The sequence below is a fragment of the Azohydromonas lata genome, assembly GCF_034427735.1.
Lineage (GTDB): Bacteria > Pseudomonadota > Gammaproteobacteria > Burkholderiales > Burkholderiaceae_C > Azohydromonas > Azohydromonas lata.
This window is the reverse complement of the sequence record NZ_JAXOJX010000009.1, coordinates 1-14487: the sequence shown is the minus strand read 5'-3', so window position 1 is coordinate 14487 and position 14487 is coordinate 1. Positions and strand designations below refer to the sequence as shown.

Sequence of the window (14487 nt, the reverse complement as noted above, 5' to 3'; positions counted from 1 at the left end):
CCCGCCGCTCAGCCCCGCTGCGCCCCCCGCAGTCCGAACTCCCGCCGGTACTGCCCCGGCGTCGTGCCCAGCTCCTTGGCAAAGGCCAGCCGCAGCGACAGTGCCGTGCCGAAGCCCGCTTGGGCGGCGACCTGCTCCGTCGTCGCCTCGCCCGTTTCCAGCAGCCGCCGCGCCAGGTGCAGGCGCTGCGCCGTCAGCCACTGCACCACGCTCAGCCCCGTGGCGCGCTGGAAGCGCCGGGTGAAGGTGCGCCGGCTCATGGCCGCGTGCTCGGCCAGCCGGTCCAGGCCCAGCTTCTCGTCGAGCCGCCCCAAGCACCACTGCATGGTGCGCGCAATGCGGTCGCTGCCGCTGTTGGCCGGCGCCGGCTGCTCCACGTACTGCGCCTGGCTGCCCTGGCGGTGCGGCGGCGTCACCAGCCGCCGCGCCACCCGGTTGGCCAACTCAGCACCCAGCTCGCGGCGCAGCAGGTGCAGGCAGCAGTCCAGCCCGGCGGCGGTACCGGCGGAGGTCACGACGTCGCCGTGGTCCACGTAGAGCACCTGCGGATCCAGCTCCACGCGCGGAAAGCGCCGCGCGAACACCTCCGCCCAGGCCCAGTGCGTGGTGGCGCGCCGCCCGTCCAGCAAGCCGGCGTCGGCCAGGCCGAAAGCCCCCAGGCACAGCCCAATGAGCGTGCGGCCGCGCCGGTGCGCCTCCTGCAGCGCCTCGACCAGCGCCGCCGAAGCCGGCCGCTGCACGTCAGGCCAGGACGGGATGAGCACCCAGTCCGCCTCCGGCAAGGCCGACAAGTCCTGCGCCGCCGCCAGCTCAAAGCCCATGGAGCTGCGCACGCGCCCGCGCTGCTCGGCGCAGACGACCAGCTCGCACGGCGGCAGGCCCAGCGTGCTCCAGTCGTCGCCGAACACCGCGTGCGGCACGGCCAAGTGAAAAGCGCTGATGCCGTCGAAAGCCAGCATGGCGATGCGTCGGGGCATGGCAGGAGCCTTGAAAATCAAGTTGGCCCGATATTAATCTTAAATTTCCCCAAGGCCACTCGCGATGCAAAAGGCAAGTTTTCAAAATAAGGCCTCGTCCATTCAATTACGGAGCCGGCCATGACCCCATTCAACGAAAGCACCCCCAAGCGCGCACTGATATTGATTGACGTGCAAAACGAATATGTCAGCGGCAATTTGCCCATCGAATATCCGCCGATGGAAACATCACTGCCCAATATTTCCCGCGCCCTGGCGGCCGCCCGCGAGGCGGGCCTGCCCGTCGTGCTGGTGCAGCACACGGAAGCGCCCGGGGCGCCGGTCTTCGCCGAGGGCTCGCACGGCTGGGAACTGCACGACAGCGTGCGCGGCGTCGCGCCGGACCTGCTGGTGCAAAAGACGCTGCCTTCTGCTCTCGCGGGCACCGGCCTGGGCCCCTGGCTGCGCCAGCGCGGCGTGGATACCCTGGTGGTGGCGGGTTACATGTCGCAGAACTGCAATGAATCCACCATCCGCCAGGCGGCCCACGAGGGTTGGGCGGTGGAATATCTGCACGACGCCGCCGGCGCCATTTCCTACAGCAACGACCTGGGCCATTTGCCGGCGCGGCAAATGCACGAGGCCTCGTGCATCGTGCTGCAGTCGCGTTTCGCGGCGGTCCTGGGCACGGCCCAATGGCTGCAGTTGCTGCGCAGCGGCGAGCGCGCGCCGCGCGACAACCTGTACGCGTCCTACCAGCGGGCGCGGGACCAGGCCACCGAGGCGGCCTGAAGGCCCGCGGCGCGGCTCAGGCCGGGCCCGTCTTCTCCTGCGTCGCCGGATGGTGGTGGTGCGTGCGCAGCCGCCGCAGATGGCGCAGCGTGAACTCCACCGCGTCGTCCACGAAGGTGAACACCACCGGGATCACCAGCAGGCTCAGGAAGGTGCTGGTGATGAGGCCGCCGATGACGGAAACCGCCATGGGCGCGCGGAAGCTCGGGTCGGCGCCCCAGCCCATGGCGATGGGCAGCATGCCCGCGCCCATGGCGATGGTGGTCATCACGATGGGCCGCGCGCGCTTGTGGCAGGCGTCCAGGAGCGCGTCCCAGCGGTTCATGCCCTCGCGCCGCGCCAGGATGGCGTAGTCCACCAGCAGGATGGAGTTCTTGGTGGCGATGCCCATGAGCATGATCAGGCCGATGAGCGAAGGCATGGAGAAGGCGCTGCGCGTCACCAGCAGCGCCACGAAGGCCCCGCCCAGCGACAGCGGCAGCGCCGCCAGGATGGTCACCGGCTGCATGAAGTTCTTGAACAGCAGCACCAGCACCACGTAGATGCACAGCACGCCGGTGAGCATGGCCAGGCCGAAGCTGGCGAAGAGCTCGCCCATCACCTCCGCGTCGCCCAGCGCCTGCTGGCTCACGCCCGGGGGCAGGCGCTGCAGGCTGGGGAGCTGCTGCACCGCGGCGGCCACGTCGCCCAGGGGCACGCCGTTGAGCTCGATCTCGAAGTTGACGTTGCGCAGGCGGTCGTACCGGTTGATCAGCGCCGGGCCGCTTTCGAGCTGCAGCGTGGCCACGTTGGCCAGTTGCACCGGGCGGCCGTTGTGGCCGGGCACCGAGAGCTGCGACAGCAGCGCCAGGTCCTCGCGGGCGCTTTCCGGCAGCCGCACGACGATGGGCACCTGGCGCTGCGCCAGGTTGAGCTTGGGCAGCGCCGCGTCGTAGTCGCCGGTGGTGGCGATGCGCAGCGTGTCGGCGATCACGGCCGAGCTCACGCCGGCCTCGGCGGCGCGGGCGAAGTCCGGCCGCACCACCAGCTCCGGGCGCACCAGCGCGGCCGTGGAGCGCACGTTGCCGATGCCGGGGATGGTGCGCAGGTCGCGCTCCACGTCCTGCGCGGCCTGCAGCAGCGCGTTGCCGTCCTCGCCGGCGAGCACCAGCATGTACTTCTCGCCGGAGGCGTTCAGGCCCACGGCCACGCGCACGCCGGGCAGCACCTGCAGCGCCTGGCGCAACTGCGCCTCGATCGCCTGCTTGCGCAGCCCCGGGCGGTCCTGGCGCGCCGTGAGGTTGAGCGTGAGCGAGGCCTTGTTCACCTCGGCCACGCCGCCGGGCATGAAGGGGTCGGCGCCCGTGGCGCCGCCGCCTATGGTCGTGTAGACCAGCTTGACGTGCTCGTTCTTCTGCAGGATGGCGCGCGCCTGCTCGGCCACGGCGCGCGTTTCCTCGAAGGTGCTGCCCGGGGGCAGCTCCAGCCGCACCTGCGACTGGCCGAAGTCGTCGGCCGGGATGAAGCCCGTGGGCAGCAGCGGGATGAGCATCACCGAGCCCACGAAGAACAGCGCCGCCCCGCCCGCGGTGAGCCAGCGGTGGCGCAGGCACTTGGCGGCAAAGCGCATGTACCAGCGCATCACGCGCCCTTCGGCCGGCGTGTGCACCAGCGGCTTGAGCAGGTAGGCCGCCATCATGGGCGTGAGCATGCGCGCCACCACCAGCGAAGCGAACACCGCCAGCGACGCCGTCCAGCCGAACTGCTTGAAGAACTTGCCGGGGATGCCGGCCATGAAGGCCGTGGGCAGGAACACCGCGATCAGCGCGAAGGTGGTGGCGATCACGGCCAGGCCGATCTCGTCGGCCGCCTCCATGGCTGCCTGGTAGGGCGTCTTGCCCATGCGCAGGTGGCGCACGATGTTCTCGATCTCGACGATGGCGTCGTCCACCAGGATGCCCACCACCAGCGACAGCGACAGCAGCGTCACCACGTTGACGGAGAAGCCCAGCAGGTACATGCCCACGAAGGCCGGGATCACCGACAGCGGCAGCGCCGTGGCGGCCACGAAGGTGGCACGCCAGTCGCGCAGGAAGAACCACACCACCACCACCGCCAGGAACGCGCCCTCGTACAGCAGGTGCATGGAGCCCTCGTAGTTCTCCGCCACCGGGTCTACGAAGTTGAAGGCCTGGGCAATCTGCAGGTCCGGGTGCTCCTGGCGCAGTTGGGCCAGCGCCCTGGTGACGCCCTGGTCCACGTCGATCTCGCCGGCGCCGCGGGCGCGGGTGATCTCAAAGCCCACCACCGGGCGGCCGTCCAGCAGCGCCTGGCTGCGCACCTCGGCCACGGTGTCGATGACGCGGGCCACCTGGTCCAGCCGGATGCGGCGCCCGTCGGACAGCGTGAGCTGCACGGCGCCCAGCTCCTGGGCCGAGGCCACCGTGCCCAGCGTGCGCACGGCCTGCTCGCCGCCGCCCAAGTCCACGCGGCCGCCGGAGGACTCCTGCTGCACGCGCTTGAGCTCGCGCGAGACCTCCGCGGCGGTGGCGCCCAGCGAGAGCAGCCGCGCCGGGTCCAGCTCCACGCGCAGCTCGCGCGTGACGCCGCCCACCCGCGACACCGAGCCCACGCCCGGCACGCTCAGCAGCCGCTTGGCCACCGTGTTGTCCACGAACCAGGACAGCGCCTCGTCGTCCATGCGCCCGCTGGCGATGGTGTAGGTGAGGATGGGCACGCCCGACAGGTTCATCTTGGTGATGCTCGGGTCGCGCAGGTCCGCGGGCAGTTGCGAGCGCACGCGGTTGACGGCGTCGCGCACGTCGTCCACGGCCTCCTGCACGGGCTTCTCCAGCCGGAACTCCACCGTGATGGTGGCCGCACCGTCCTGCAGCGCGGTGTAGATGTGCTTGATGCCCTGCACCGTGGAGATGGAGTTCTCCATCTTGCGCGCCACCTCGGTCTCCATCTGCGCGGGCGAGGCGCCGGGCAGCGAGGCCGAGACGATGACGGTGGGCAGCTCGATGTCCGGGAAGTTCTGCACCTTCATGGCGCGAAAGCTCATCAGCCCTGCCACCGTGAGCAGGAAGAAGAGCATCAGCGCCGGGATCGGGTTGCGTATGGACCAGGCCGAGACGTTCATCGCGCCGCCTTCGCATCAAGGGGTTGCGCCGCGCCGGCCGCGGCCTGGCGCGAGGCGCCGGGGGCGGCCGCCGCCGGCGGCGCGTCCACCACCTGCACCGTGTCGCCGTCGGCCAGGAAGGCCGCGCCGCGGTCCACCACGCGCGCATCGGCCTTCACGCCGCGCACTTCCACGCGGTCGCCCTGGCGCTGGCCCGCTTCCACTTTGAGCTGGGTGATCTTGGAATCCGGGCCGACCACCATGACGGAGCTGAAACCCTCGCGCAGCAGCACGGCCGAGGCCGGCAGCGTGAGCACCGCGCGGCGCGCCAGCGTGAGATCGCCGCGGGCGAACATGCCCGCGCGCACGTCGGAGCCCGGCGCGCTTTGCAGGTCCACGTAGACCAGGGCGTTGCGCGTCTGCGGGTCGATGGTGGGGGCGATCTGGCGCACCTTGCCCGGCACGCGCGTGCCCGCCGGCGTCACCAGCGTCACCGCCTGGCCGGCCTTGACCTGCGGCAGCTCGGTGGCCGGCACCTCGGCGCGCCACTCCAGGCGGCCCTGGCGAATGAGGCGGAACAGTTCCAGCCCCGGCTGCGCCACGCTGCCCACGGCGGCGTTGCGCGCGCTGACCACGCCGTCGTCCGGCGCGAGCACCTGCGTCTTGCGCAGCCGCAGCTCCTGCGCCTGCAGCTGGGCGCGGGCGGACTGCACGCGCGCGGCGGCGGTCTGCTCGCCGGTGAGGTATTGCGAAATCTGCTGCGCGCTCAAAGCGCCGCTTTGCTGCAGGGCGCGCGCGCGCTCGGCGTTGGCCTGGGCCTCGGCCAGCGCGGCCTGCGCCTCGGCCAGCGCGGCCTGGGCCTGGGCCACGTCGGCGCGAATGGTGTCGTCCACCATGCGCGCCAGGGGCTGGCCACGCTTGACCACGTCGCCCACGTTGACCAGCACCTGCGACAGCGCCACGCCGCCGAGCTCGGCGCCGACGATGGTTTCCTGCCACGCGGCCACGTTGCCGTTGGCCGAAAGCGTCTGCGCCCACTGCGCGGGCTGCGGCTGCGTCACGGTGACGGTGAGCGCCGCGCGCGGCGCGGAGGCCTTGGCATCACCCTTGGCCGGGGCCTGGGCCTGCACGAGAGGCACCGACAACAGCAGGCCGGCCAGCGCCAGCGCAGCGGCCAGCGCGGTGGAATTCAGGGAACTGAGCTTCATGGTTTCGACAGGTTGGATTCGGGGGCCGTGGTCGCGGCGGCGGTGGCGGCCAGGTTGCGGGACGCGCCGGCCTCCTCGCCCACGGCGAGCGAGCCGTCCCAGCCGCCGCCGCTGGCCTTGTAGAGCTGGACCCAGGCCGCCACGCGCTCGCGGCGCACGGCCAGCAGCGCGGCCTCGGCGGCGATGCGCTGGCGCCGCGCGTCCTGCAGCTCGATGAGGCTGGCGTTGCCCAGCTCCCAGCGCGCCTGCGTGGCCTCAACGAAGCGCTGCCAGTTCTCGGCGGCAAGGCGGGCGTCCTCTTCACGCCGCGCCGCCGCGTCCAGCCGCACCAGGGCTTCCTCGACCTCGCGCACCGCGGCACGGCTGCGCTGCTGCCAGGCGGCCAGGGCCTCGTCCAGGCGGGCGCGCGCGGCATCGACTTCGGCGCGGCGGCGACCGCCGTCCAGCAGCGGCAGCGTCAGCGCCGGGCCCAGCGCCCAATTGGCGCCGCTGTCCTGCACGCCGCCTATGCGCACCGCGCCCAAGGTGATGGCGCCGGTGAGCAGCAGCTTGGGCCAGCGCTGGGCCTGGGCCACGTCCACGCTGGCGGCGGCGGCGCGCAACTGCTGCTCGGCCGCGGCCAGGTCCGGCCGCTGCGCCAGCACCTGCGCCGGCAGCGCCGCGATGCTGAAACCCGCGGGCTGCGGCAACTGCGCCGCGCGCGCGGCCAGTTGCGCGCGCAGCGCCGGCTCTTCCAGCCCGGTGAGCGCCACCAGCGCCTTGACCACGACCTCGCACTCGGCCTGCTGGGCCTGCGCGCGGGCGCGCGTGTCGGAGAGCGTGGCCTGCGCCAGCGCGCCGTTGGCCGGCGACTCGAAGCCCACCTCCACCTTGCGCCGCGTGAGGTCGGCGATCTGCCCTGCCGCGGCCACGTTCTGCGCGTCCAGCGCCACCTGCGCCTCGCAGGCGCGCAGCGACAGGTAGTTCAGCGCCACCTCGGCGGCCAGGCTCACGCGCGCGTCGTGCCACTGCGCGGCGGCGGCGTCGGCCTGCGCCTGCGCCGCGGCGATGCCGGCACGGCGACCGCCGAAGAGGTCCAGCTCCCAGGCTGCGTCCACCCGCGAGGTCACGGCCGTGTAGGTCAGCGTGGGCGGCGGGAAGTTGTTGCTGGTCCGCGAGGCGGCGAGGTTGCCGTCCAGCGTAGGCGACAGCGCCGCGCCGGCCACCGTGAGCTGCGCGCGGGCTTGGGCGATGCGCGCCACGGCCTGCGCCAGCGTGGGGTTGTCGGCCTGCGCCCGCGCCACCAGGGCGGCGAGCTGCGGATCGTCGAAACGATCCCACCAGCGCGCAAGCGCCTGCGGCTCGCCCTCATGCGGACGCGGCGCCTGCCAGGACGGCGGCGCGGGCGGCGGCGGAGGCGGCGTGGTGGAGGCACAACCGGCCAGCAAGGCCAGGCACAGCGGAAAGGCAGGTCGCATCACGTTACAAACTGCAAAATTCTTTGAGCGCGGCAGTGTAAGCAGGCCAACGGGGCCGCCGCGGGCGCCGTCGCCGCTCGCACACGGCGCGGCCCATGGAAAGCGGGCAGGCGGCAAGGCGGTTTTTTTGCCCTGCGGCAGGTGAGCCTCCCGTGCAGACGAGGCTGGCGCCGGAAGGCGTATTTCTTGCGCAAGGCCGCTGCGACGCGCCTTCAAAACTTCTGGCGCAAGCGTCCGGCCCTGCCGGGCGAAGCTTGGCATGCGCGCGGCGCCGGCCACAACGAAGCCGCTGGCCCTTCAGGGCAAAAAGGCGGGCAAAGCCGCTTCAACGCACGGCCGGCGTGGGCCGAGCGCGACTGCGGCGCCTCAGAACAGGTCGACGCCGCCGGACTTCACCTCGGGTTCGGCGATGCCGGCCGCGGCCAGCGCCGTGGGCCCGGACACACGGTTGCGGCCACTGGTCTTGGCGAGATACAGGGCCTTGTCGGCGCGGTCGAAGGCGGCCGTGGGCAGGTCGCCCGCACGCACGTCGCTGAAGCCCAGGCTCACCGTGACGCGGCCCACCTGAGGAAAGTCGAACTGCTCCACCTGCGCGCGCAGCCGCTCCAGCACCGCGGCCACGTCGGACTCCTGGGCCGCGGACAGCAGCACCACGAACTCCTCGCCACCGAAGCGGAAGATCTGGTCGTCAAAGCGCAGCACCGAGCGCATCAGCCGCGCCAGCAGCAGCAGCACCTCGTCACCCAGGAGGTGGCCGAAGCGGTCGTTGATGCGCTTGAAATGGTCCACGTCCAGCACCGCCAGCCAGTGGCGGCAATCGCTGCGCGAGGCGCGCGTGTCCTGGGCCATGGCCTGCGCCTCGGGACCCATCAGCGTGTTCATGAAGGCGTCGTCGAAGGTCTTGCGGTTGAGCAGCCCCGTGAGCGCGTCGCGCTGGCCGTAGTCCAGCAGCGCCAGGAAGTTGCCGTAGAGCTTGACGATGGCCTGCACCGTGTCGCGCGACTCGGTGGACAGCGGCTGCGCCACCTGCAGCTCCAGCACGCCGGCCGCGCCCGGCTGCGCACCGGCGGCCACGGGGAAGAGCTCCCGCACGGGCTCCCCGGCCAGGGTTTGCGGCTGCCCGCTGCGCACGCAGGCCAGCCACTCGGCGCGGCTGTCCAGCGGCGGCAGTTGCTCGAAGTCCAGGCGGCGGGCGCCCTGATGGCGCGCCGTGCGGCCCTGCCAGGGCCGCGACAGCCAGCGCGCCTGCGGCGGCTCACCCACACAGCGGTGCAGTGCCAGCGCAAGCGGCCGAATCAAGTCGGCCAGCGTTTCCATCAGCAGCGCGTCGGCCTGGTCGCGATCGCGGAAACGGGTGAGTTCGACCAGGTGATCGACCAGTGACGACATGGGCAAACGGCGGCTTCAGTGCGGCAGGGAGGGGCGAACACTGTAACGTGCCACCAGCGTCAACATCTCGTCCTGGGCGTAAGGCTTGCCCAGGTAATGCCGTGCACCGAGCCCGGCGGCGCGCTCGCGGTGGCGTGCGGCCAGCCGCGAGGTGATGACGATGACGGGCAGCGCCGCCCACCGCGCGTCCTCTCGCAGCCGCGCCAGCAATTCAAAACCGTCCATGTGCGGCATCTCCAAATCGGTGAGCACCAGTGCCGGCGCCTCCTGCTGCAGTTGCTGCAGCGCCTGCAGCCCGTCCTTGGCCAACGCCACGCGGTAGCCCTCGCGCTGCAGTAGCCGCTGCGTGGCGCGGCGCACGGTGAGCGAGTCGTCCACCACCAGCACCAGCGGCGCGGCGGCGGCGAGGCCTGCCGCGCCCGTGCCACCGTCCCACAGCGGCGCGGGCGCCACGGGGCTGGGCCCGGCACCGGCCGCCTGCGCGGCGTGGCGCTGCGCCAGCACCGCGGGTTGGTAGACGGGCAGCGGCAGGCCCGTGGGCAGCAGCGCCATGCCGGCCAGCCCGGGCAGCGTGGAGAGTTGCGGGCCCAGGGGCTGCAGCAGGGCGTCCTGCCGGCCCACGATCTCGCGCACCTGCAGCGCCAGGGTTTCCCCGTCCTGCGCGGCACGCAGCAGCAGCACGGTGGCCTGCTGGTCGTCACTTGCCGGCGGCGCCGGGGGCTGCAGCAGCAGCGTTTCCAAGGCATGGAAAACCGGGGCGTCGGGGCCGTCGCCCAAGCGGCCCGCCTGCGCGGCCTGCTGTGCCTCAGGCACCGCCAGTTGCCGCACCTCCTCGACCTGCGCCGCGGGCACGGCCACGGTGGCCTCGCCGCAGCGCAGCAGCAGCACGGGCATCACCGCCGTGCTCAGGGGCAGGTGCAGCGTGAAGCGGCTGCCCTGCGCGGGCGCGTCGTCCATGGCGACGTGGCCGCCCAGGGTTTCGACTTCGGCGCGCAGGGCCTGCGGCGGCGGCGCGAGCCCGCCGCTGTCGCATTCCACCGTGACTTGCGAACCTTCGCGGGCGAGTTTCAGCCGCACGCGGTTTTCGGCCGGCGGCGCCACGCCCTGCGACGCGGCGTGGCGCAGCCACTGCTCCAGCACCGGGGCGATGCGCTCCAGCACGCCGCGGTCCATTTCGGCCTCGCCGCCCTCGATGTCCAGCCGCGCCTGGCGCTGCGCTGCGTGCGCGGCCTGGGCCACGGCGTCGCGCAGCCGGCCGGCCAGGGTGCTGAAGGGCTGGCGCCGCGCGTCCAACAAGTCGTCCTGCAGCTCTGCAGCCGCGCGGCCCAGGCCGACCAGCTCGTCCTCCGTGCCCCGCAAGCCCTGGCGCAGGCCGTGCTGGACGGTGGACAGGTCGTCCAGCGACTCGGCCATCATGCGCGCCAGCTCCTGCAGCCGGGTGCGGCTGTCCTGCTCCGACAGCCCTGCCGGCGCGTCGGCCTGCGACTCGACCTCGCGCAGTTGGCTGCGCAGTCGGGCGAGGTTTTCGTCCAGATCCACCAGCGAGGCGCCGAGCTGCCGCACCTGCGCGCCCAACCGCGCGCGGGTGATGCCCACTTCGCCGGCCTGCGACACCAGGCGATCCAGCGCCGCCGCGCGCAGGCTGACCGGCGCCGCGGGCGCTGCCGAGGCGGCGGGCGGCGGCGGTGCCGGCGGCTGCGCCGCAAAGCGCGACCAGTCGATGCGCGGTTGAGGCGGCTGCGTGTGCGCGGAAAGCTGCGGCGCGGGGGCCCCATCGGCCTGGTCCGGGACGGCGCGGTCCAAGGCGGGCACATCGCCCAAGCCTGCTGAACCGGCTGAATCGCCCGCTTCACCCAGGTCACCCAGGTCGCCCAGGTCAACCCAGTCGGACATGCCGGCCGAATCCATTTCCGCCAGGTCCGGCGCCGGCGGCGGGACGGGGACATCGGCCGCCTCGTCCCTGGGCGGCTGCGCGCAGGCCGCACGCAGCCGCTCGAAGGCGGCACCGAGCACGCCGGCGCGTCCCTGCATGGCCTCAATGCGGGAGCGCTCCGGCAGGCCAGAGCTGCTCACCAGGTCTTCCAGGGCGCATTCCAGCGCGTGGGCCGCATCGCCCAGCCGCATGGCACCGGCCAGCCGTGCGCCGCCCTTGAGGGTGTGCAGCGCGCGCATGCCCGCGGCGGCGTGCTCCTCGCCGCCGCAGTCCTGGGCCCAGGCCTGCAGGGCCTGCGACAACTGCGGCAGCAGCTCCAGCGCCTCTTCCTCGAATACGGGGAACAGCGCCATGTCCAGCGCCTGCAGGTCGTCCTCGCCGACCTCCCAGGGCGTGTCCTCCGCGCCGCCGTCCGCCGCGGCACTTTCGCCAGCCGGCACCGCGGCGGGCGTTTCGTCCTCGCTCCAGACCAGCGCATCGACTTGTGCATCGAACGCCGGATCGGCAATCGCCTCGTCCGCCTCGGCGGGCTCGGCCGCGTCAGCCAAGTCAAGCGACGGCGCTGCCTCGGCAGAGGCGTCTTCCAGGCTCGCCGTCGGCTGCGGCGCGGCTTCTGGCCAAGCCAGCGCATCAAGCGCCGGATCGGCAATCGACCCGGCCACCTCGGCGGGCTCGGCCGCGTCAGCCAGGTCAAGCAACGGCGCTGCCTCGGCTGAGGCGTCTTCCAGGCTCGCCGCCGGTTGCGGCGCGGCTTCTGGCCAAGCCAGCGCATCAAGCGCCGGATCGGCAATCGACCCGGCCACCTCGGCGGGCTCGGCCGCGTCAGCCAGGTCAAGCAACGGCGCTGCCTCGGCGGAGGCATCTTCCAGGCTCGCCGCCGGTTGCGGCGCGGCTTCAGGCCAATCCAGCGCATCGACCGCCGTATCGGCAAGCGACCCGGCCGCCTCGGCGGGCTCGGCCGCGTCAGCCAGGTCAAGCAACGGCGCGACCTCGGCTGAGGCGTCTTCCAGGCTCGCCGTCGGCGGCTGCTCGACTTCGGTCCAGTCCAGCGCATCAAGCGCCGGATCGGCAATCGACCCGTCCGCCTCAGCGGGCTCGGCCGCGTCAGCCAGGTCAAGCAACGGCGCTGCCTCGGCGGAGGCATCTTCCAGGCTCGCCGCCGGTTGCGGCTCGGCTTCAGGCCAGTCCAGCGCATCGAGCGCCGGATCGGCAATCGACCCGGCCGCCTCGGCGGGCTCGGCCGCGTCAGCCAGGTCAAGCAACGGCGCTGCCTCGGTGGAGGCGTCGTCGTCCAGGCTCGCCGCCGGCTTGGGTGCCGCTTGCGGCCAGTCCGACAGGCCGGCAGCGCCATCCAGCTCGTCCGCCGGCACGGCGGATTCGTCGGTCAGTGCGACGGGAAGGCTGCGGTCGCGCATCGGCGGCGGGGGGCCGAAGGGGTTGTGCGAAGGTGCGGACGCCACTTCGTGCAACGTGCGCAGGCCCCGCAGCAGTTCGGCTGGCGCGGGCGACGGCAGCTCGCCGGCGGCAAACTGCTCCAGCATCCGGCGCAGGCACAGGGCGCCCTCGACCAGCACTTGGGCCATGGCCGCCGTGCCGCAACCTTCCAGGCGGCAAGGCGCCATGGCGTCGCCCAACGCGCGGGCCAGCTCCGCCAGGGCCTGGTCGCCCACGGTGTCGGCCATGCCCGCCAGGGCCTGCGTCACCACGACCAGCTCGCGCTCCAGCGCCTGCGGCGGTGCCCACGCCCCCAGGCGCTGCAGCAGCCGGCCGCAAAGGGCTTGCGCTTCATCCACGTAGACGTCGAACAGCGCGTGCGGCACGCGCAGCGGGCCGATTAGGCAGTCCTCGCCGTCCAGCGGCGCCAGCGCGCCGGCCACGGCGGCCATGGGTGCGGGCGCCAGGGGCCTGTGCGGCGGTGCGACCGGCGCCGCGGGAACGTCCAGATCGAAGTTGAAATCCGAGACCGGAGCCGGAGCCGGAGCCGGAGCCGAAGCCGGCGCTGGGGCCGGCACGGCCAGGCCGGCGTCGAAATTCAGGTCGAAGTCCGGGTCCGCGCCGGCCAATGGCTGATCGGGGCTGGCCTGCGCCGCCATGGCGGGGGGTACGGCGTCGTCGAGGTCGAAGGACAGCTCGAAGGGTGTATCGGCCTGCTCCGAGGGGCCGGCCAGCGGGTGGTTGGGCGGCAGGTCGAAGGAGAGATCAAAGGACAGGCCGTCGTCCACGGCCGGCTGCGGCGCGCTGAGGGCACCGTCCTGGGGCGCGGCCTGGGCCTGCGCCGCCTCGGCCAGCGGGCTTTCGAACGGAGCACCATCGGCCGGCGGCTCGTCGGCGGGGACGCTTGCGGCAGCCGTGGGCCAGGGCTCGGCGGCGAGGTCGTCGGCCAGCAGTGCCGCGACGGCCGCATCCTCGCCGGCCGGCTCATCGCCTGATGGCGCCGCGGGCGCGTCTTCGACGTCCAGGTCGATGGCGGCGGCATCGCCGGCCGGCGGCAGCACCTCCGTCGCCACAGGCGGCGCTTCAAGGGCCGGCCCGCTCTCGGCGGCGGCTGGCGGCGGCTCGGACCAGTCCTCCAGGTCCAAGGCGTCATGGGCCGGCTGGGGGGCGGATACGTCCAGGGCTGGAGCCTGGGCCGCCGTCGCAGCGGCGCTGGCGCCCTCCTCGCTCTTCACCGGTGCCTCAGTCAGGTCCGGCACCAGCGCGGACACCTGTGCCTCTTGCGCCTCTTGTATCTCTTGCGCCTGCGCGGCGGCCACGGCCTGCCCGACAGGCGGCAAGGGGTCGGCGGGCTGCGTTTCAACACGCTTTGCGGCCGATTGGGCCGGCACCGGCCACCCCTGCGGAGCCCTATTGGCAAGCGGTGCGGCAGCGGCCTCGCCGGCCTGCTTCCCGATCGGGAGGAAAGGCACAACCTCCCTGCCCTTCAAGCGGGCCAAGGCCACGGCGCGGGAGGACGTCTCGGCGGGCGCCCGTGCCGGCGCGGCGCTCTGGGCATCGCGGTGCTTGAGCAGCGAGGCCAGTTCGATAGGCGCGCCCATGACGGGCTGATTGAGCGTCAGCGGCTGCGCCAGGTCCACCAGCTCTGGCAATTCGTCCAGCGGCGGGCCCCAGTCCGGCGCCAGGTCGGCCAGCTCCACGGGCTCGTCCAACAGGGCAAGGGGCATCGTTTCCTGCAGCACCGGCAGCGGTACGCCCACAGGCTCCAGCGTCGGCAAGGCATCCAGCCCAATGCCGGGTGCGGACAGCGGTTGGCCCGCGGGCTCCGGCGTGCTCTGGGCACGGGGCGAGACCTCGGCCCCGGGAGCGGACACAGGCTCGGCCTCAGGCACCGGCTCGGCTTCAGCCACAGGTGCGGGCCCAGGCTCGACCCCGGAAGCCGGCGCGGGCGCGGGCTCCGGCTCGGCGGCCCGCTCCGGCACGGCTTGGGCAGCACGCGCGGCTTCAAGCTCAGCCGCAGGTTCTGGCGCAGGCCCGGAGACGGCGGCAGGCACAGGCAGCGTCGCGTGCTCAGGCACCGCTTCCGAAGGCGGTGCGTAAGGCATGGGCGCGAAGGTCGGGGCGGCGCTCGCGGCCGTCCCGGCGTCCTGGCGGACCTGTGCCGCAGGCGCGGCACTTGGCATGGGTGGCGGGGCGACGGCAGGCGGCGCCACGGGCG

Annotated in this window: 7 protein-coding genes; 1 reads left to right on the top strand and 6 read right to left on the bottom strand. The window is 73.0% G+C overall.

From position 1 onward, the window contains the following. Positions 1-8 precede the first annotated feature (8 nt). The gene (locus SM757_RS07715; RefSeq protein WP_066337385.1) at positions 9-977 is read right to left on the bottom strand and encodes a GlxA family transcriptional regulator; all 969 of its coding nucleotides are present in this window, start codon (positions 975-977) and stop codon (positions 9-11) included. A gap of 120 nt (positions 978-1097) precedes the next feature. Here SM757_RS07715 and SM757_RS07710 point away from each other — a divergent pair, with 120 nt between their 5' ends. Then, positions 1098-1748: a cysteine hydrolase family protein gene (locus SM757_RS07710; RefSeq protein WP_322465005.1), complete on the top strand. Its 651-nt coding sequence runs from the start codon at positions 1098-1100 to the stop codon at positions 1746-1748. 16 nt (positions 1749-1764) lie between these two features. Here SM757_RS07710 and SM757_RS07705 read toward each other — a convergent pair whose 3' ends face one another. From SM757_RS07705 to SM757_RS07685, 5 genes are all read right to left on the bottom strand, one after another. Further along, entirely contained in the window at positions 1765-4869 is a 3105-nt protein-coding gene (locus SM757_RS07705) for an efflux RND transporter permease subunit (RefSeq protein ID WP_322465004.1), read from the bottom strand. Then, positions 4866-6056: an efflux RND transporter periplasmic adaptor subunit gene (locus SM757_RS07700; protein WP_066337379.1), complete on the bottom strand. Its 1191-nt coding sequence runs from the start codon at positions 6054-6056 to the stop codon at positions 4866-4868. The genes SM757_RS07705 and SM757_RS07700 overlap by 4 nt, the downstream gene beginning before the upstream one ends. After that, positions 6053-7513 carry an efflux transporter outer membrane subunit gene (locus tag SM757_RS07695; RefSeq protein ID WP_322465092.1) on the bottom strand — a complete coding sequence of 487 codons (1461 nt, stop codon included), beginning with the start codon at positions 7511-7513 and terminating at the stop codon, positions 6053-6055. The genes SM757_RS07700 and SM757_RS07695 overlap by 4 nt, the downstream gene beginning before the upstream one ends. A gap of 366 nt (positions 7514-7879) precedes the next feature. Next, positions 7880-8902, bottom strand: coding sequence for a GGDEF domain-containing protein (locus SM757_RS07690; protein ID WP_322465003.1), 1023 nt, complete (start codon positions 8900-8902; stop codon positions 7880-7882). Positions 8903-8917: 15 nt separating this feature from the next. After that, positions 8918-14143: a response regulator gene (locus SM757_RS07685; RefSeq protein ID WP_322465002.1), complete on the bottom strand. Its 5226-nt coding sequence runs from the start codon at positions 14141-14143 to the stop codon at positions 8918-8920. Between the last annotated feature and the right edge of the window lie 344 nt (positions 14144-14487).